Raw genomic sequence first — 19,804 nt, 5'->3', positions numbered from 1 at the left:
CTATTATTCCGCCGGCTGTGCCTGAAGGCGATCGGCATCTCTGGGCCTGTCGTCTCCCAATACCCCCTGCCCCAGCGCTACGATGAGGGCACTGGCCGCACCTGCCGCCACCGAGACCCAAAAGCCGTGCTGCGGACCATAGGCATCGACGACCCAGCCGGCGGTGAATGACCCCAACGCCATGCCGATACCAATACCGGTCATCACCCAGGTAACGCCTTCGGTGAGCATGGACTCCGGCACGCGTCGCTCAATGAGACCAAACGCCGTGATGAAGGTTGGCGAAATCGCGATACCGCTGATGAACACCGCAACCGCCAGAGCTGCCACGGAGCCGGTGGAAAACAGGAGGGGGATCGAGGTTACCGCCAGCACACCGACGGCGATCATCAACTGTCGATGGAGAGCCATCTTTGGGTTGAGGGCACCCAGGACGAGGCCGAGCACGAAGGACCCTATGGCATAGACGCCGATGACGAGGCTGGCAGCGCTCGCCTGGCCGAGCGCCTCGGTGATCGCTACCGCGCTGACCTCGGCCGTGGCAAACATGGCACCAACAAAGACCAGCGCCAAGGTGATGATCTGAACTGGGCGCAGCCTGATGGCGGATCCGCGTGCCGTCACGCGATCATGCAGCCGCAACTTGGGTTCGCTGCCGCGCTGCAACAGAAAGGCAATTGTGCCCAGAGCCAGAAACGCGGTGCCGGCAATCATGCCAGCTTCCGGAAACACCGATACGGACAGGGCCACCGAGACAGAAGCTCCAGCAATATAAACGAGTTCATCGGCAGAAGATTCGAAGGCAAAAGCGGTATTGAGCTCAGGACGGCCACTGAACAGCTCGCTCCAGCGGGCGCGAACCATGGCCGAAATGCTGGGCATGGTGGCCGCGAGAAGAGCCGACACGAAGAGCGTCCAGATTGGCCAGCCTTGGTTCGCAGCCAAAATTAGCGCGACGAACGCCACGACCGAAACCAGCATGGCCGGCGCGACGACCGCCGATTGGCCGTAGCGATCAACGAGGCGCGAAATCTGCGGCGAGACAATCGCATTGGCAATGGCGAAAGTCGCCGAGACCGCGCCGGCAAGCCAGTATTCGCCATGGGTCTGGGACAGCATGGCGACGATACCGATCGGCGCCATGGCCATCGGCATGCGCGCAACGAAGGCGGCGGCGGCAAAGCCTTTCGCACCGGGTGCGCGGAAAATTTGAGCATAGGGGTTGGACATTTCACCCATCCTTGATGAACTCTCGCAACGCTTATATACGTTGCGTATGTGAAATGGATATTGGCATACATCTCGTATGTCAATCCAAATACGTTACGTATGCGAACGGAGTGATATGGTCGGAAAATCGCGAAAGGAAGCCATGGCTGAGACCCGCCAAAAGCTGCTGGCGGCGGGACGAAAGGCCTTCGGTACAATCGGCTATGCCGCATCCTCAATGGACGACTTCACCGCAGAGGCCGGCCTTACCCGGGGCGCGCTCTATCACCACTTTGGCGATAAGGAGGGGCTGCTTCGGGCTGTGGTCGAGGAGATCGACAGCGAAATGTCCGAGCGTCTGCTTGCCATTTCGATGAAAGCGCCCTCCCGGTGGCAGGGGCTGGTCGACGAATGGATCGCCTATATCGAAATGGCGCTCGAACCAGAGATTCAGCGCATCATGTTCCGCGATGCACCGGCCGTGCTCGGGGACCCTTCACAGTGGCCCAGCGCAAACGCCTGTATTATGGCGCTCAAGACTAATTTGGACGCTGCAAAGACCGAAGGGCAGTTGATCGATGTCGACACGGAGGTGGCTGCCCGCCTGATCAACGGCGCGAGTTCTCACGCCGCAACCTGGATTGCCAGCGCCGACGATCCCGAGGCAACCTCCAAGCGGGCGGTTGCCGGGTTTCGACTATTGCTCGAAAGCTTGCGCAAGCCCGACCATGGCGGCACAGCCTAAAGGGTCGCCAGTTCGCGATTGGCGATCCGTTTCCCATAGGCGTCGCTGATGGCCTTCTTCTCCTCGAGCGCCGCGATGACGCTGTCGGAAAAATTAGTTTCGTAGAGTTCGGAGAGATTGTTCAGCCCGCCGGGGGTGAAAACGTTGATCTCCAAAATCTTGTCGCCGACGATGTCGAGACCGACGAGAAACATGCCATCGTGGATGAGCTTTGGCCGAACCGTTTCAGCTATTGCCAACATGGTCTCCGTCACCTCGACGGGCGCGGGTCCACCTCCGACATGGATATTCGAGCGAATTTCACCCTTGGCTGGCACCCTTCGAAAGGCAGCATATTTGCCATCGCGCATAAGGGGGCGCCCGTTCATCATGAAGAAGCGCACATCGCCCTCGCTGGCCTCCGGCAGGAAGGCTTGGGCAATCAGATAGCCCTCGCCGCTGACGGCTTCGAAAATCTGGTTGAGGTTGTGGTCCTTAGGCGAAGCCACCTTGAAGACGTTCTTTCCGCCCGAGCCTTGCAAGGGTTTGACGATCGCCCCCTTTTTCTGGCCGTCGAGGAAGGCTCGAATTTCCTCGATATTCTTCGAAATGAGCGTTGTGGGCCGTACTGAAGCGGGAAAATCCTGGAAGTACAGCTTGTTCTGCGCCTGAGCCAATCCCTCCGGATCATTGACGACCAGAACGCCGCGCCGAGCAGCCATGCGACCAAAAATGATGCCGATATTGGCGGCCCAGGGCCGATCCACCGCATCGAGAGACGGATCGTTGCGCAGAAACAGCACATCGATCTCCTCCACATCGAATGTGCGCATCTCGGCGCTTTTGCTCTGCAGGTCTTTATGGAGCGTTTCAGACTTCTTGTAGTTGGAGGCCGGAAGTTCGAGGCCGCGAATGGCCAGCCCATCGTCGGCGCGCAGCACAAAATCCGATGGCGTGACATAGCAGACGTCGTGACCGCGCCCCAATGCCGCCAGGGCGAGGGTTGTGGTTGTGTAGTGGGGCGACTCGCCTTCGATTGAGTTGACAAAAAATGCAATGCGCATGGCCACTCCTAGGCAGCGATGAGATCGAGGGGTGAAAGCCCGCCCTTGAGGCGGGCCAGGCGCTGGTCGGCGCCCGGAATGTCAAGAAATTGCGGCAGCAAGCGCGGCGCTTTGAGCAGTCCACGCGTGCTCAATTCCTGAATGACCGAGAAATGGGCTGAAGCAATCTTGCCCAGCCAGAAAGGATCGAGAGAACCGCCGCTCGACAGATGATCCAGAAGCTCGAACAGCCCGCGCAGGTAAATGGCGTCCTTGGCAAGGCCCCCGCCGCGATGGACGCGCAGGGCAATGTTGAAGGCATTGCGCTCGGAGAACTTGTGCTCCTTGGTCAGCATGGCAAAGGTTTCGACAAAGCCCGCACCGCCCAGCATGTCCGACACGGCTAGCACTCGTACCGCAAGGAGACGCAGGCGCGCGATCGTCATGCCGCCTGCCAGATATTCGGCCAGCACGGCAAGCCCTTCCTGTGCCCCTTCATAGCCGGCAAGCCCGCTGCGGAAGATCTGCAGGCCGTGACCCGAGCCGTTGAAATAGGTCAGGAGATGCACCCCCACCTCATGGCTGAGCAGGGCTTCCACGCGATCCCTGGCCATCGTGGTATTGCGCGAGATCAGCAATTGGCCATTGGTTACCATCATGCCAGCGGGCAAGTCGTCGCGCAGGTCGATAGACGCGGCAAAACTGTTTGACTGGGCGGCATAGCGATCGATCATCGCCTGCGCGCGGCGCTCCACAAACCGATAGTCGACATTGGCGACCTCGTTGCCGGATCGGCTTTTCGCCGTCGCCTCCAGAATTTCGTGCGCCGCTTTTTCGAGGCGCGGTTCGATGGAGCGATAAAGCGCCCGGCCCAGTTCAAGGAATTGACGATCCTCGCGCATGGAAAGCATCGATAGCTGTAGATCGAGTTCACGCTGCTTTTCCCGATAGAGCGTGCTCAACACGGGATCCTCAAAATGATCGAGGCCAATGGAAAAAAGCGCCTTCTTGCTCGCCGCGATATCGATGGTCAGCGGTCTATAGAGAAACTGGGGCGCGCGTTCGAATTTGCCGGCCTTGAACTCTGACCAGGCGTCTTCCGCATTAATAGGCGTAACGGCGAGAAGAAAATCGAAGTTACTGGCAATCGCGTCGATAGCCTTATCGGCGCGCATGACCGCATCGACGAAAACCCGACGGCCGAGCGCCCGATGGCTGGCCGGCGACAGACTGGTTTCGTGGCGGGCGAATTCGGCCATTGCCTGCAAGGCGGCATCGAAGACATTCGCGACAAGACGCTCCCGAAGTTCAGGATAGGTCGCGTGGGACTGCGGCACCTTGTAGATCGGAGCAAAACGCAGGGTCAGCACGGGAAATGCGGGAAGACGCCGAGCAAGACCCGCATGACCGTCTTCATCGAGGGCCTTGCGGGTCACTCTCGGCGCCCGGTACCGCGCGTCAACCTTTTCGAGGCCACCGATCAACGCCGACAACGCTAACTGTGCGGCCCGACCTGCCGGAGCCGAAGCACTCACCTCGAAGGGAGCGAGATAGGGCGCGTCCTTGGCGAGACCGTCCTTGGTCAATTCTCCAATGTCGAGGACGACAAAGGCTCCGAAGCGTTCGAGCATGGCGGCACCCACGAGGCGGATCACGGCCACGGCATCGGTCAGATTGGGCACCAGCAAATAAGCGGAGTTGGCCATGGCCACATCCCGCGCGGCCGGTTCGGATCGCCTACCGATATGCACAACAAGAAAGGGCATCGGCCGGTCCATGAACAGCCGCCCTCGCCCGGCCAAGTCCAGCCGTATGGGACCGTCCTCTCGCAGGGCGGCCTCAACTGCTGCGATATCGACACCGCTCTGTCCTTGCTTCATGGCCGACCCAGCAGAGCGGCTTGCAAAACTGGCAGGCTCATCGCGACCGCACGGCGGAGATCGGCGATGGCCTCCATATCCGGCACGCCGGTCCATTCATCCATGAAGATTTTCTTGAACTCGACGGCAATGGCGCAGCCGGCTTGTGGGAAGTGCTCGTGGATGAACCGTGTCTGTTCGCCCTTGCCGGCGAAGGCGATATTTTCGCGAACGTCCAGCGGGCGCCCTTTTACGGTGGCCTGGCGCAGGCAAGCCATGAATGGATCAAGGATATGGGCCCAGCGCGCCCGATCCATGGAGAAGGTCCCAATATTGATATCGGGTGCATCATCCTGCGGCGTGGCTGGCCCACCCGGACCATTGCGGCGATGGTTGTAGCTATGCATGTCAAGTACGACGAAGGCGCCGAACTGCGCTGCGATCTCGCCAAGCACATGCCGCAGCAGGGCGTAATAGCGCGCATGCTGGCGAAGAAGTTGGGCGACATGCTCCTCGTCGGGTTTACGCTTCCAAACGTCGAGGCCCCAGGCCTGTTCAGGGCGAAGATAGATGGCGCCTTCCGGCGCCCGATTGAGATCCACCTCGAAGCGCGATCGCCGCACCACGATGCTGGTGGGGATATCTTTCACGAATTCGGCGGTGAATGGATCCTCTTCACGAAGGCGCTGCGCCTCATCAAGGGCCATGATCTGCGACAAGCGTGGCCAAACGGCGTGCCCATCGTGAATGGCGGTTCCGACCAAGGGGGATGCGGCAACGCGAAGCGCCCACAACTCGCCCTGATCGAGGTTCTCGGAAAAATCGACGCTGGTTTCCATGGCGGGCTCAACGCCCGCCATGCTCGTCCAGTTCCGGCCGGTTCGGCCCGCGGTCTATCCCAGGGCCGCCTGAGCCGCGCAGATGCGGTCAACCAGGGCATCGAAATCGCCCTTGGGCGGGCGCTTCGCGGCAAGGCGATCTTTCAAATGCACGATAGGCTCGGCCAGAATTTCATCGAGACTTTCAGCGCAGGAAAAATCGCCGACCACACTCTTGATCTTGGAATTATCGAAGATCGCGGTCCAGGCTTTGTCGCCAGTCAGCGGCCCCACCCATTCGGGATTGTAGCGGACCAGCGTATCAGTGGGCACATGCACGATCTTGGCTTCGACGCCGAGCAAACGGCCGATGGCCTTCTGGATGTCGTCCCAGATATGGGCACGGTCATTGGTGATGTGAAAGATCTCGCTGAGTGCAGCGTCCTTGCCGAAGAGGCGGACGAAGGGCACGGCGAAATCGACCGAGCGGGTCAGCGTCCAGGGCGTGTTGCCGTCCCCAGCAACGATGGTGGGCTCACCTTCGAGCATGCGACGGGCCATGATGTCGCTATCGCCCATCATGATCGGCAGGCCCGTGCGCACCGTGTGGCTGGGCCGCACAATGGTCCAAGGCAAGCCTTCTGACTTCTCCAGCAATTGTTCGCAGGCGATCTTGGCCTGGCTATAGGGCCAGTAGGGATTGATGGCAGGGGTTTTCTCGGTGATCACATAGTGGCGCGCCGGCTTCTCGTAGACCGAGGCCGAAGAGATAAAGATGTATTGCCCGCAATGGCCGGCAAATACCTCGATGTCCCGAGCGACTTGATCGGGCGTGAAGGCGATGAACTGGCAGACGACGTCAAAGTTGTGCTTGGCGAGCTCGGCATATTCAGGCCCGGCCAGGTCGCCAACAATGGACGTTACGCCTTGAGGTAAGGCGTCCCCGCGCTTGCCGCGATTAAAGACACTGACTTTATGGCCCCGCGCCACCGCCTCTGCGACACACGGATAGGAAATCTGACCGGTGCCGCCGATGAAAAGAACAGTCTTAGCCATGGAAAACCTCGAAATCTGAAGGGGGAGTTTTGGCGCGTCAGGCGCCGGCAATGGTCTTGATGTAAGCGAGCCCGCGCTTGTATTCAGGCACCCCAAAGTGCTCGAGCATCAGCGGAATGTCCCGGCCCAATTTGCCGATTTCGGCGACATAGGCGCCGTAGTCGAGATTGCCTTCGCCCGGCGGCACTTCGTCTAGATGGAACGAGATCGTCCCCGGCCCACCCTGCATCACAATATCCTTGGCGTGGCATGACACCACCCAGGGCCCGAGGAGTTCGAAGGCCTCGCGGATCATGCGCCCGGTATTGAAGTAAAGCCGCGGGCTGATCACCATATTGGCCGCATCGATATGCGCACCGAATTGCGGACGGTCGATCGCCTTGAGCAGCTTGAGATAATTCTCCGCCGTATCGGTCACGAGCCAAGGCACCATTTCCAGGGAAAACTTGGTGCGCTTGGGCTTTACCGCATCGATGATATAGCGGGCCGTATCCACCGCCCGCTGGAATCCGGCCTCGCTCTGATTGTCCGGATGCGGGCCATAGTCGTAATTGTCGCTGAGCTGCCAGGGATCGCCCGCATGGCCGACCGTGCCATGAAAGGCAACGCAGGCCCGCGCCCCCAACTCGTCCGCCAATGCCAGTTGGTGGACGGCATAGTCGAGATTGGCTTTTCGCTGCCCCTCATCGTGGGCAATCAGGTTTTTCCAGGCCCCGGCCTCGGCAATGATCACATCTGCGTCGGCCATGGCCGTAACGATGGCGGCGATCTCGTCGCGGTTTTCGAGGCTGATATTGGGCATGTAAGCCGCATTGTATCCGAAGGCGACATGCGCTTGCGCATAGGCCTCGGGATCGCCCCTATAGTCGATGCCATAGCCACCGAGTCTCATGGTCATGCCCCTGCTCCCCGACCACCTGGATAGAGCAGCACCTTGCCGCACTGCCCTGTCTCCTGCAGCGCGAAAGCGTCACTGACATCGGCCAGGACGAAACGATGCGTCACGAGCTTGTCGAGCAGCGGTCGGGCCTCGCGAACACGCTGCATCATGCGCTCCCCGGCCTGATCATGGTTCCAGTGCCAGCAGCCAAAGATATCGACGCCCTTGCCGGTAATGCGATTAACCGGCAAAGCGCCACTCCAGGTGACGAAGGCGAGACGACCACGTGCGCGCACCAGTTCGAGCACGATCGGAGGCGCAGCTTCATTATTGCTGGTCTCGATGACGGCATCGGCGCCGTAACCACCGGTTAGTGCCCTGACCTGCTCGACGAGGTCGGGCGCGCGCGGATCAAGCACATGTTCGGCACCGAGCGCACGGGCGAGATCAGCGCGGAACGGATGCAATTCGAGCGCAATGACGCGCGCCCCGATGGTTCGCGCATTGACGATGGCGCCGAGGCCAACCGCGCCGCAACCCGACACCACCAGCGTATCGGCGGGCGAGACCTGCATGCGCTCCATCGCCGTGAAGCTGGGGCCGAGCGCACAAAGCGCCATGGCCGCGTGATCGGTCTCTATATCGTCAGGTACGGGATAAAGCAGGTAGTCGGGCTTCAGGAGGTATTGGGCATAGCCGCCAAGGCCGCAACTGGAACCGGTTTCAGCCAGCAGATCGCGTTGGTCAGTGCAGTGGATATGTTCCCCGGAGAGGCAGGCAGGGCACTTGCCACATCCCCAATGCGGCATGGCAATCACCCGATCACCGACCTTATGCCGCGTGGACGAGGCTGCATCAACAACCACACCGACCGCTTCATGGCCGAGTTCATGGCCAGGCTTGCCGGCGCGCCAGGACTGCCACTCGGTGCACATCGGCGCTACGAGAATCTCGACCTTGACGACATCGCCTGCCGCTTGCGGGTCCGGACGTTCCGCAACCACGGCTTCGCGCACACCGGTAATTTCTACACTTAGAATTTTCGTCTCCTCCTCGAAAACCTAGAGTTGCCCAATTATGGCCTAGTCTCCCCTGCCCGCCGTGCTGTCGCGAACGATAAGTTCAGGGTCTATCATAGTGACCCGCGGCTCTGGCAGGCCTTCCGGGGCGGCGATCAGTTGCAACAGGCGCTCCACTGCCAGTTCGGTCACCATATCGACTTCATATTTGACCGAAGAAATCGGCGTCGCCGCATGCTCGGCAAATTCGATATTATCAAAACCCATGATGGCGACATCCTTGGGCACGCGTAGATTGTTCTTCTGCGTCCAGCGCAGCGCGCCGATGGCCAGCGAGTCATTGGCCGCAAAGACCGCCGTCGGCCGCACCTGCATGCTCATCAGGCGATCCATGGCCCAATAACCGCGGATCACCGAATTGCCCAAGGGGTCAGCCAGCAATTCACTGTCGATCGGCAGCCCGGCCTCCTTGTGCGCCTGGTTATAGCCATCGCGCTTTTCGAGGTTTCCCTTGGCATTCGAAGTATCGATGATGGCAATGCGCCTGTGGCCGATATCGATGAGGTGGCGCACGGCCCGATAGGCGCCGCGGCGCTCGTCGATGCAGACGGCGTCTATACCAGCATCGGGATCCCCAACCAGCAGCACCACGGGATAATTGGCCTGGCGCAGCCGACGGATATGATCGAGTTCGCGGTGACTGCGCGGGTAAATCAGCATGCCGTCCACCTGCCGAGAGCGGAACATCTCGATGACCCGCTTTTCCTCGTCCAGGTCATTGTTGGAGGTGGCAAAGAGCGTGGAATAGCCGCGCTCCGACAAGAGCGTCTCAACGGCCTGGGCAACCTGCGTAAGGGCTGGATTGGTAATGTCGGTCAACACCAGCCCGATGGTCTTGGTCTCGCGGCTGACCAAGGACTTGGCGACATGATTGGGCAGATAATTGAGCTCTGCGGCCGCCTCGCGAATGAGAATCGAGGTTTCTTCGGGAATGCGCGGGCTCTGCCGCAGGGCCAGCGAAACCGTATTGACCGAGAAACCGGTCCGATCCGCGATATCCTTCAGGCGAACGGTGGATTTGCCCATGATCTCAACCTACCGACATGCTGCGTGAGCGGCGAACACTGACCGATACGCGGATATACGAGGCCGACGAGAGACGATCAAAATCATGGGCGACAATACACACCGGAAGCGGCTCTAAACTAGACGCCTTCTGCGTGGAGACGGCGGATGGCTTGATATTGCAAGCAGTCCGGGTGCATTTCCATCAGTTCGATGCGATTGCCGTCGGGATCTTCGAGCCAGGCCTGGCGATTGCCATCGAGCCCGGCCTTGGGTTCGGACAGAAGCTTTATGCCCGTAGCCTTGATGCGATCGCAGGTGGCGTCGAGGTCGTCGATAGTCCAGCACATATGGGTCATGCCATTGGTGTGCCAGCTCGCCGGAGCGCGATCGTTTTCGGCGCCGGGGAAGATTTCCAGATATTGCTCGTCGGTGATGCGCAGATAGACGAGCCAGGTCTCGCCATCATCACGCTTGAGCCGCAGCATTTCGGGGAAGCCGAGCTTGTTGACATAGTAATCGAGCGACTTGTCGAGATCGACCACGTTGATGGCGATGTGCCCGAGGCTGGTAATGCCCTTCATAATTCCTCCACGCCGACATTGCGGCCATAGCTGATCCTTTCCGCCGGCAAAGGACCAGCGGACCGCCCGATATGTCAGCACGGGCGACCTAGTAGGAACGTTAATACGACAAGCTATTATCCCAAGTCGCGGCGTTGTCAACAGCCACCCATGCGCTCAATCCCAGTCCGGTCCCCAAGCCGGATCGATGACGCGCTGCCCACGATCCACCGTTTCGATCGTCGCAATCTCAGCAGCGGAAAGTACGAGTTTAGTGGCGAGATAATTGGAGCGGATGCGGTCTGCCCGGCTCGATGTAGGGATGGCGATATAGCCTTTGGCAAACTCGAAGGCCAAAGCCACTTGCTCCGGCGTCGCGCCATGGCGGGCGGCGATTTGCGCAATCTCCGGCACGCCGCCAAGAATGCCGCGGGCAATCGGCAGATAACAGGTTACAGAAATTCCCATTTTAATACAATAGTTTGCAAGTTTTTTGTTCTGAAGCAGCGGATTCAGCTCGAACTGGTTGTTGGCAATCTTGAGGTCACCCAGAATGGCCTGAGCCTCTTCGAGCATGGCAATGGTGAAGTTGGAAACGCCGATCAGGCGGGTCAGTCCCAGTTCATGCGCTTCGGCCAATTGCTCGATATAGACCGCCAACGGTACGGCGTTGTTCGGGGATGGCCAGTGGATGAGCGTCAGGTCAAGCTGGTCGACTTGCAGATTATCAAGACTCTGCCGCAGCGATGAAATCAACGCGCCGGCTCCCAGGTTTCCGGTGGCAATCTTGGTGGTAATGAAGACATCGTCGCGATTGAGACCCGATCGCTGCACGGCCTGACCAACCTCTGTCTCGGTCCCATAATCCTGCGCGGTATCAAGATGTCGATAACCCGTCTCGAGCGCTACCAGCATGGCCTCGATGCCATCGCCTCCTTTTCGCGCAAAGGTACCGAAGCCCATTTGCGGTATATCATATTGATTTTTCATATTTTTACCTCCTTCAGCCGAGATCCCTGACGACGAACTCGCTCCATCAGTCGATCAAAACACCCATCCGGCAAGCGAAAAGACTATTGACGGATCGTCCGGCATGACCCTAGTTTAACGATAATACTGCCCGCAAGAGCTGTCACGACGAAGAGCGGAACAATCCGCCGCGACGTGCAAGGGAGGACGAGCATGACCTTTCGGTGGAGCCGATGGTCACCCCAGCTGGCATTGATGCCGGCTGGCCTGGTGACCTTGGTCGCCTTCATTGGCGCCATCCTGTGGACGATCTACCTATCCCTGACGCGCAGCCGGCGCCTGCCGGAATACGAGATCGACTGGTCCGACTGGGGCCGGCAATACGAGCGCCTGTTCAAGGACGACGCCTGGATGATCTCGTTGCAAAACCTGATCGTGCTGGGCTTCGGCAGCGCTCTCGCCATCGTCTTCGGCTTCATCCTCGCCGCCATGATCGATCGAGAAAAGCGCGGGGAAAGCCTCTTCCGGACGGTGTTTCTCTATCCCCTCGCCATCTCGCTGATCGTTACCGGCGCGGCATGGCGCTGGATTTTCAACCCCGAACTGGGCGCCGAGCATTTCATCCATTCCATTGGCCTAACCTGGGTCAATGCCAGTTGGCTGGCGCGCCCGGAAACCGCCATGTACGGCGTAATCCTCGCCTCGGTCTGGCAGAGCGCTGGTTTCTACATGGCGCTGATGCTGGCGGGCCTCAAATCCATCAATTCGGAAATCTGGAGCGCCGCGCGCCTCGATGGCGTGGGTCTATTCAAGCTCTATACCGAGATCATCATTCCCATGATGAAGTTTACCTTCGTCACCTGCGCCATTCTGCTCTCGCTGGGCGTTATCAAGGCCTATGACGTCATCGTCGCCATGACCAATGGCGGCCCGGGCCAATCGACCTATGTGCCAGCCTATTTCACCATCCAGGCGCTCTCGGCCAAGGGCAATCTCGGCTTTGCCTCGGCCGCTGCAGTTGTGATGCTGCTGATCACCGCGGTTATCTTCCTGCCGCTGGTGCTGCTCACCGCCTGGCAACAACGCCGTTCGGGAGCACGTGGATGACCGATCTCACCGCCACGCAAAAGGCCCTCGGCGCCGAAGTTGCCGTCCGTAGCGCCCCCTATTTCCCGCGCAAGAAGAAAGCGATCACCGGTCGTTCGATCGCCGTCCTCGCCTTCCTTGCCATCTGTGCCCTGTTCTTCTGCATTCCGCTCTATGTGGTGATCACCACCTCGTTCAAGACGATGGACCAGATCCGCGAGGGCGCCATGTTCGCGCTGCCCAATGTGTGGACGCTGGAGGCCTGGGACCATGCCTGGAACACCGCATGCTCCGGCACGCGCTGCGAAGGCCTAAAGGTCGGGTTCTGGAACTCGGTCTCCATCCTCATTCCCTCGCTGGCCCTCTCGATCGGCCTTTCCATCGTCACCGGCTATGCGCTGGCGCTGTGGAACGTCAAATGGGCGGGTCCCTTCCTTTTCGTGCTGTTCATCTGCGCCTTCGTGCCCTTCCAGATCATCATGTTCCCGCTGATCTCGATGACGGCGACGCTCAAGGTCTATGGCAGCATCTGGGGCGTTGCCATCATCCATGCCGTGCTGGCCATGCCGGTCCTCACTCTGATTTTCCGAAACTATTACAAGGATATACCGCAGGAGATCATGAGCGCGGCCATCATGGATAGCGGCTCGTTCTGGAAGATCTTCTTCGAAATCATCCTGCCCATGTCCGGCAATATCCTGATCGTGGTGCTGATCCTGCAGATCACCTCCATCTGGAACGACTATCTGATCGGCGTGACCTTTGGTGGCCTGGGCGCCCAGCCCATGACGGTGAACCTGGCCAACCTCATCACCATCTCGACCGGCACCGTTCGCTACAACGACAACATGGCCGCGGCCCTGCTCACCGCCATTCCCCCTCTCGTCATCTATTTCTTCGTCGGCAAGCTCTTCGTCCAGGGCATTACCGCCGGCGCCATCAAAGGTTGACCTGAATGCCCCGCGTAAGCTTCGAGCACATCACCAAGACCTATGGCCTCCTCAAGGTCCTGGACGATCTCAACCTCTCTATCGACGATGGTGACTTTCTCGTGCTGCTTGGCCCCTCGGGCTGCGGTAAGACCACACTCCTGAACCTGCTGGCGGGCCTTCTCGACGTCACGGATGGCCGCATCATGATCGGCGAACGCGATGTGACCGACCTCGATCCCAAGGATCGCGGCCTTGCCATGGTGTTCCAGTCCTACGCGCTCTATCCGACCAAGACCGTGCACGGAAATCTCAGGTTCGGCCTCTCGGCCAGCAAGCTGCCACGCGAGGAGATTGAAAAGCGCATCGCCTGGGCCGCCAAGCTCTTGCAGATCGAGCCGCTGCTGAACAGAAAACCCGGCCAGCTCTCGGGCGGCCAGCGCCAGCGCGTCGCCATCGGCCGGGCCCTGGTGAAAAATGTCAGCGTCTTCCTCTTCGACGAACCGCTCAGCAATCTCGACGCCAAACTGCGCACCGAGATGCGGCTAGAAATCAAGAAGCTGCACGACCAGCTCAAATCTACGATCGTCTATGTGACGCACGACCAGATCGAAGCCATGACCATGGCGACCAAGATCGCGGTGATGAATGGCGGCGTTATCCAGCAGTTCGGCACGCCGGACGAAATCTACGAGCGCCCGGCCAATCTTTTCGTGGCCGGCTTCATCGGCTCCCCGGCCATGAACCTGCGTAAGGCAAAGCTGAGTGTTGCCGCCGGCAAGGTCGAGGCAGTCTTTGCCTCCGGTGTGCGGCTTGATGTGTCTGACTACCCCTTCGCCAGCCCGCCACGAGACGGCGACGAGGTGATCGCCGGCCTTCGCCCGGAACATTTTGTGCTGACGGCAACCGGCCCGGTCGCGGCCAGCTTCACCGTGCCAGTACAATATGCAGAGCGTACCGGCCCCGATGCGTCAGCCTACTTCAAGTTCGAAGACGAATTGCTTGCCCTGCGCGTCGAGCCTGGCGCCGCCGCAAAGTTGACTCCAGGCCAATCCATCGCCGTCAGCTACCTCAAGGGCAAAGCCAACCTGTTCGACGCCCGAACCGGGCAGCGAATGTAAGCATAAATAGGGAGAGAGAACGATGTCTACCAAGAGACTTGCCGGCATTGTCGCTGGCCTCATGCTGAGCACCACCTCATTCGGTGCCATGGCGACCGACCTGGTCATCTATCATAGCTGGTCCGCCCCACCAGAAATCGCCGCCCTCAACGTCATCAAGGCGGGGCTAGAAGCCAAGGGCCATACCTGGACCGATATCGCCATTCCGCACGATACCGGCTCCAACGTGAACCTGATGAGCCTGATCACCGGCGGACAGCCGCCCAATGTCTTCATGGAATCCAACCCTGGCGTCTATCGCGACATTGCCGGCATGGGCCTCGGCTTTCCGCTGACCCAGTGGTTCAACGATAACGCGATCGTCGAAAAGCTCCCCGCCGCCGTTGCCGCCTCGATCTCTGTCGATGGCGAGATCGTCAAGGTGCCACAGGCGCTGCATATCGACGGCATGCTCTATTACAATATGGAAGTCGCCAAAGCTGCGGGTGTCGACCCCACGGCCTGGGACTCGATGGACGCCATGTTCGCCGACTTCCAGAAAATCCGCGATGCCGGCTACGCTCCGCTCGCCGTCGGCAGCCAGCCGTTCCAGGTCGGCTATCTGACTCATGCGCTGGTGGCCGCCGTTGCCGGGCCTGACGTCTACAAGAAGATCTATGGCGAAGAGGTCGACCCAGCCGCGCTAGACGATCCCAACTTCGCCAAGGCTCTCGAGACCCTGCGCCTTTTCGCCAATGAAGCTGGCCCCGAAGCTCAGAACCGCCCCTGGAACGAGACCACCAATGAGGTCATCACCGGCAAGGCGCTGATGCAGATCCATGGCGACTGGATGAAGGGCGAGTGGCTCGGCGCCGGCAAGGTCGCCGGCACGGATTTCGGTTGTATTGAAATCCCCGGCGCGCAGGCCGTGGTCGTTACGGTTGACGCCTGGGGTCTGCTCGGCGGCACCGCCGAGGACGTCAAGACCGCCGAACTCGACTTTGCTTCGGTGGTACTCGATCCCGCCGAACAGGCCAAGTTCGCAGCAGCAAAGGGCTCAACCCCGGTCCGTCTCGACGCACCGGCCGAGAGCCTCGACGCCTGTTCGACCGAAGTGCTGCGCATTCTCGAAGACCCGGCCCAGCAGGTGCAGAACCCGCACAATACCGCCGACGCTGACTGGCAGGATTCGATCTGGAACGTTGTCTTCAACTTCTGGAGCGATCCGAACATGACCGTCGAAGACGCCATCGCCCAGATGCACGAGAACTACGACACCATCCTGGGTTAACCGCCTCCTCCCTGGGTCGGCGACCTTTGGGCCGCCGGCCTCCCTCCCTTTGAATGGACCGATTGAAATGGATAAGCGCCTGCTTGATGAAGACGAGGTAATGCAGATCTGCTTCGTCACCGACGATGTGGACAAATCCGCGCAATGGTTCGCCGACCTGACCGGCAAACCCATGCCGTCACTCGGCAAGGCCGCGGAGCCGGAGGAGGCCAAGGCCATCTATAATGGCATGCCGGCTGCGGTTGGCTGCAAAATCCGCATGTTCAAGTTCGGCAATATCGACGTGGAGTTTCTTGAGCCCGGCCCCGAGAAAAGCGCCTGGCGCGATCTTCTCGAAGAAAAGGGCCCCGGCTGCCACCACATCGCCTTCCGCACCCGCAACCTCACCAAGCGCCATGCCTATCTCGAAGAAAAGGGCCACAAGTTGTTGCAGCGCGGCGAATTCGACGGCAGCCACGGACGATACGCCTATTACGACACGGTCAAGGACCTGGGCGTGATGGTGGAACTGCTCGAATTCGACAAGGACAAGGAAGCCCAACCGTAGCTCTTGCCTCTCGGGGGACGTGGAGTCCCGCCCTGCTGCGACCTCGTCCTTCGGCACGCCCTACGAGAAGATCATGCCCTATCCCATTGCCTACCAGCTCTATTCCTCACGGAACTTTCCGCCGCTCGCGGATCAATTGCCCATTCTCAAATCCATGGGCTACGACGCCATCGAGCCCTGGCTTCCGGCCTACGAAGCCGACACCAAGCTGTTCCGGCGTCAACTGGACGATGCGGGGCTCGCCTGCTACGGCTTTCATATGCCCCTGGCAGGCCTCGTATCGGAGCCAAACCGCTTCATCGACATTGCCCTGACACTGGGCGCCACAGTCATGATACCGCCCTACGTCACGGCAGAGGAGCGCCAGAACACGCCGGACTACTGGCGGGAGTTGGGGCACAAACTGGCGCGTGGCGCGGTCGCGGCGGCCTCGCACGGGCTCAAGGTGGCCTGGCACAATCACGATTTCGAATATGTCCCGCTTCCCGACGGGACGCGGCCTATCGACCATATATTCGAGGCCGGCGGGCCTGATGTCCTATTCGAAATCGACTGCGGCTGGATCACGAGGGCTGGTGCCGATCCGGCCCAGGAACTGAAGCGCTATGCCAACCGCATCATCGCCATCCAGACCAAGGACACCGCGCCCCTTGGCACCAAAACCGATGACGGCTGGACCGCGACCGGCGACGGCATCATCGACTGGGCGAACCTGGTGCCGCTATTCCGGGCAACCAAAGCCGATCACATCGTGACCGAGCACGACAATCCCAGCGATTGGCAGCGCTTCGCCAGGCGTTCGATCGACCATATCAAGGCGCTTGGACTCTAGCCGGTTAGCCCGAATTGGCCGACTTTGTGCACTGGCGGGACGTTAGTTGCTCATCTATGATGCGTTCACATTATGAGAATCCGCCCGCCATACCCCACATGGGAAGCAGCTTTCTTCTTTGGTGTCTGGCACACTGGAGCGTGAGTATGTTGGCTCTCGAAGGGTATTGCGGTGGAGAAGCTCGTTCCAGGCACGGCGCTGTTGCGCAAGCTTTTTGTCCTGCTCGATATTGTTGGGCAGGGGCCCGGGAATGTCACCGTTGCTGATCTCGCCGCCGAGACCGGCTGGCCGCGTCCGACCATCTATCGAATTTTAAGCGCCGCAACCGCCAATGGGTTTCTGCGGCTCGACCCCCGCAGCAATGGCTATACGCTTGGTTTCCGCTTCATCGAACTAGCGCAAAACGTCTGGTCTTCGGGCGAACTGGTAACGACAGCGTCCCTGGAATTGCGTCGCCTGCGCGACATAACGGGAGAAACCACCCATCTCGGCGCCTTGCAAGGCGATCACGTCCTGGCGTTGGGCAAATTCGAAGGCCCGCATCCGCACAAGGGAGCGGATCGGCTGGGGGCACAGAAGCCGCTCCATTCAACCAGTCAGGGCAAGGCCATCCTCGCCTTCCTACCGGAAAACGAGGTGGATGCGCTGATCGCCCGCATGAATTTTCGCCGCAGTACCGAGCACACCATTACCGATCCCGATCTCCTGCGCTCGCAACTACGGATCATCCGCCAGCGCGGCTATGCCATTGATGATGAGGAGGTTGCGATCGGCACGCGCTGCGTCGGCGCACCAGTACTCGACTCCTCGGGGCGGCCAGTTGCAGCCATCAGCATTGCCGGTCCCACCTATCGCGTCACAAGCGAGCGGGTCGAAAGACTGGGGCCGGAAGTGGCGCAGGTCGCCCAGGACATCTCTCAACTTCTGCGCAACCAGGTAGCAACGCCCGTACCTCCCGCCGATTGGCCGGTGCCTCATGGCGGACATCGTGAACCTGCCCTCCATGGCGTTTCACCCAGCTGGGACGAGCACCGACAGGCCTTGCATTGGGCTGACCGGTTCGCGCCGCGTCTCCATACCAGCCATACCGCGACCCGGGCCCATGGCTTTGCATCGGAGGTCGCCATCGATGCGGTGAACCACACCATCCGTCACGCCATCGCCTTCGCCAAGGGCACATTGCTGTTCGTTGACCCCGAAGGCGACAGCCATGAGCGTCACTTCGAGGCGCTGCAGAACCTGACATGCCTTTCCGTCCGAGCCGATGGCGTGCCCTATGGTGCTACCTTTTGCGAGCATGAGGCGCGCACCAGCATAGGTTCGATTACCAAGGCCGGCGAAATCGAGGAAACCTGGACCATTGCCGCTCAGGTAGAGCATATGACCTGGTCGACCGATGGCCAGGTTCTCTATGCTTCCGTCCCTCAGCGCGGCCTCATTTATGCGCTGTCCCGCGGGTCCGGGGCTCCGCGGATATTGGCTCGCATCTCCAAGGCTTCAGGCGAACCGCATGGACTGGCCATCGATGCCGAAGACCGCCTCTGGGTCGCTCTCTACGATGGTTGGAGCCTTGCCCGGCTGACGCCGGAAGGAGAGATCGACCACGTCATCGCCCTGCCCGTGCCCCGCCCGACCGGTCTTGCCTTCTCCAGCGCAACTGAAGGCACATTGCATGTCACAACGGCACGCATGGATCTGGCACGCGAAGTTCTTGAGAACGCGCCTCTGTCCGGGCGGCTGCTGACGGTCAAGACGCCTGTAAAAGGCATCATACCGCCAGCCATGGCTTATGCGCCGGGCGATGCTTAGCCCAGCACTGTCTCGATCGACGTGAGTTCCTCTTCGGAAAAATCGAGACGGTTGATAGCCGATATATTTGTCTCGAGCTGGGCGACGCTCGACGCGCCGACCAACGCCGAGGTCACCCTTCCGCCTCGGAGCACCCAGGCGAGGGCCAATTGTGCAAGGCTCTGCTCACGGCCCGCCGCGATCTTCGACAACTTGCCGACCGTCTCCACCACCCGCTCATCCTTTGCTCGCTCCAGCAGCGATGGATTGCGGCTCGCACGCGATTGCGCGGGGACGCCGCCGGCATAGCGATCCGTCAGCACCCCCTGATTGAGCGGCGAGAAGGCGATCGAGCCAACGCCGAGATCGTCGAGCGCATCCAGAAGGTTCGGCGCGCCCTGCTCTACCCAGCGGTTGAGCATGGAATAGGACGGCTGGTGGATCAGCAAAGGCGTGCCCATTTCGCGCAGGATCGCGGCTGCCCGCAAAGTATCCTCTGCCGAATAGGATGAGATCCCGGCATAGAGTGCCCTGCCCGACCGTACAGCAATGTCAAGCGCACCCATCGTCTCTTCAAGCGGCGTCTCGGGGTCGTGGCGGTGGCTGTAAAAAATGTCCACATAGTCGAGCCCCATGCGCTTGAGCGACTGGTCGAGGCTGGCGAGCAGATATTTGCGGCTGCCGAAATCTCCATAGGGGCCGGGCCACATGTCGTAACCCGCCTTGGTGGAAATAATCAGCTCGTCCCGGTATCGAGCAAAGCTGTCGCGCAGATGCCGGCCGAAATTGGTCTCGGCCGAGCCATAGGGCGTGCCATAATTGTTAGCGAGATCGAAATGGGTCACACCCAGATCGAAAGCGCGATGCAGGATGCCTCGCTGCGTGCCGAAATCCCGATCATCGCCGAAATTCTGCCAGAGGCCGAGAGAAACGGCGGGGAGTTTTAGCCCACTGCGGCCAACGCGGCGAAAAGGCATGTCGAGATAGCGCCCGGAGGCGGCAAGGTAGGTCATGGTTCGATCCAGT

19 protein-coding genes are annotated in these 19,804 nt (G+C 60.2%); 8 read left to right on the top strand and 11 right to left on the bottom strand.

Annotation, left to right across the window (positions count from 1 at the left end; all coding sequences use genetic code 11):
* Positions 1–3: 3 nt before the first annotated feature.
* On the bottom strand, positions 4–1,230 hold the full coding sequence (locus tag JP75_RS09890; protein WP_035082495.1) for an MFS transporter: 1,227 nt from the start codon (positions 1,228–1,230) through the stop codon (positions 4–6).
* 115 nt (positions 1,231–1,345) lie between these two features.
* On the opposite strand from JP75_RS09890, the gene JP75_RS09885 reads away from it, so the two are divergent.
* Positions 1,346–1,954: a TetR/AcrR family transcriptional regulator gene (locus JP75_RS09885; RefSeq protein ID WP_035082350.1), complete on the top strand. Its 609-nt coding sequence runs from the start codon at positions 1,346–1,348 to the stop codon at positions 1,952–1,954.
* Here JP75_RS09885 and JP75_RS09880 read toward each other — a convergent pair.
* The 9 genes from JP75_RS09880 to JP75_RS09840 form a co-directional block, all read right to left on the bottom strand.
* Positions 1,951–2,997, bottom strand: coding sequence for a glutathione synthetase (locus JP75_RS09880; protein WP_035082349.1), 1,047 nt, complete (start codon positions 2,995–2,997; stop codon positions 1,951–1,953). The two genes, JP75_RS09885 and JP75_RS09880, sit on opposite strands and share 4 nt — an antisense overlap.
* A gap of 8 nt (positions 2,998–3,005) precedes the next feature.
* Positions 3,006–4,856 carry a flavohemoglobin expression-modulating QEGLA motif protein gene (locus JP75_RS09875; RefSeq protein WP_035082348.1) on the bottom strand — a complete coding sequence of 617 codons (1,851 nt, stop codon included), beginning with the start codon at positions 4,854–4,856 and terminating at the stop codon, positions 3,006–3,008.
* Entirely contained in the window at positions 4,853–5,695 is an 843-nt protein-coding gene (locus tag JP75_RS09870; RefSeq protein ID WP_152565796.1) for an N-formylglutamate amidohydrolase, read from the bottom strand. Before JP75_RS09870 ends, JP75_RS09875 begins: the two co-directional genes overlap by 4 nt.
* 33 nt (positions 5,696–5,728) lie before the next feature.
* Positions 5,729–6,709, bottom strand: coding sequence for an SDR family oxidoreductase (locus tag JP75_RS09865; RefSeq protein ID WP_035082346.1), 981 nt, complete (start codon positions 6,707–6,709; stop codon positions 5,729–5,731).
* A gap of 37 nt (positions 6,710–6,746) precedes the next feature.
* Complete coding sequence (locus JP75_RS09860) at positions 6,747–7,607, bottom strand: sugar phosphate isomerase/epimerase family protein (protein WP_051960560.1); 861 nt, start codon at positions 7,605–7,607, stop codon at positions 6,747–6,749.
* Positions 7,604–8,605, bottom strand: a complete 1,002-nt coding sequence (locus tag JP75_RS09855) for a zinc-dependent alcohol dehydrogenase (protein ID WP_244446291.1) — start codon at positions 8,603–8,605, stop codon at positions 7,604–7,606. The genes JP75_RS09860 and JP75_RS09855 overlap by 4 nt, the downstream gene beginning before the upstream one ends.
* Positions 8,606–8,671: 66 nt before the next feature.
* Positions 8,672–9,694 (bottom strand): LacI family DNA-binding transcriptional regulator, encoded by a 1,023-nt coding sequence (locus JP75_RS09850; protein WP_035082345.1) that lies wholly within the window; start codon positions 9,692–9,694, stop codon positions 8,672–8,674.
* A gap of 119 nt (positions 9,695–9,813) precedes the next feature.
* Positions 9,814–10,257: a VOC family protein gene (locus JP75_RS09845; RefSeq protein WP_035082344.1), complete on the bottom strand. Its 444-nt coding sequence runs from the start codon at positions 10,255–10,257 to the stop codon at positions 9,814–9,816.
* 156 nt (positions 10,258–10,413) lie between these two features.
* On the bottom strand, positions 10,414–11,199 hold the full coding sequence (locus tag JP75_RS09840; RefSeq protein WP_280113990.1) for an aldo/keto reductase: 786 nt from the start codon (positions 11,197–11,199) through the stop codon (positions 10,414–10,416).
* A 219-nt stretch (positions 11,200–11,418) separates the two neighbouring features.
* On the opposite strand from JP75_RS09840, the gene JP75_RS09835 reads away from it, so the two are divergent.
* From JP75_RS09835 to JP75_RS09805, 7 genes are all read left to right on the top strand, one after another.
* Positions 11,419–12,312: a carbohydrate ABC transporter permease gene (locus JP75_RS09835; RefSeq protein ID WP_035082342.1), complete on the top strand. Its 894-nt coding sequence runs from the start codon at positions 11,419–11,421 to the stop codon at positions 12,310–12,312.
* Complete coding sequence (locus JP75_RS09830; RefSeq protein WP_035082341.1) at positions 12,309–13,241, top strand: carbohydrate ABC transporter permease; 933 nt, start codon at positions 12,309–12,311, stop codon at positions 13,239–13,241. The genes JP75_RS09835 and JP75_RS09830 overlap by 4 nt, the downstream gene beginning before the upstream one ends.
* 5 nt (positions 13,242–13,246) lie before the next feature.
* On the top strand, positions 13,247–14,341 hold the full coding sequence (locus tag JP75_RS09825) for an ABC transporter ATP-binding protein (protein WP_035082340.1): 1,095 nt from the start codon (positions 13,247–13,249) through the stop codon (positions 14,339–14,341).
* A gap of 22 nt (positions 14,342–14,363) precedes the next feature.
* Positions 14,364–15,611 carry an ABC transporter substrate-binding protein gene (locus tag JP75_RS09820; protein ID WP_035082339.1) on the top strand — a complete coding sequence of 416 codons (1,248 nt, stop codon included), beginning with the start codon at positions 14,364–14,366 and terminating at the stop codon, positions 15,609–15,611.
* Between the two features lie 67 nt (positions 15,612–15,678).
* Entirely contained in the window at positions 15,679–16,158 is a 480-nt protein-coding gene (locus JP75_RS09815; RefSeq protein WP_035082338.1) for a VOC family protein, read from the top strand.
* A 73-nt stretch (positions 16,159–16,231) separates the two neighbouring features.
* A complete protein-coding gene (locus JP75_RS09810; RefSeq protein WP_035082489.1) occupies positions 16,232–16,990 on the top strand; it encodes a sugar phosphate isomerase/epimerase family protein in 759 nt (252 codons plus the stop codon).
* A 171-nt stretch (positions 16,991–17,161) separates the two neighbouring features.
* Positions 17,162–18,799 (top strand): IclR family transcriptional regulator domain-containing protein, encoded by a 1,638-nt coding sequence (locus JP75_RS09805; RefSeq protein ID WP_035082337.1) that lies wholly within the window; start codon positions 17,162–17,164, stop codon positions 18,797–18,799.
* Here the strand turns inward: JP75_RS09805 and mgrA are convergent.
* Entirely contained in the window at positions 18,796–19,791 is a 996-nt protein-coding gene (mgrA, locus tag JP75_RS09800; protein WP_035082336.1) for an L-glyceraldehyde 3-phosphate reductase, read from the bottom strand. The genes JP75_RS09805 and mgrA overlap by 4 nt on opposite strands.
* Positions 19,792–19,804: the final 13 nt, after the last annotated feature.

It is taken from the genome of Devosia riboflavina, assembly GCF_000743575.1.
GTDB classification, from domain to species: Bacteria; Pseudomonadota; Alphaproteobacteria; order Rhizobiales; family Devosiaceae; genus Devosia; species Devosia riboflavina.
This window is presented reverse-complemented; position numbering and strand designations above follow the sequence as displayed.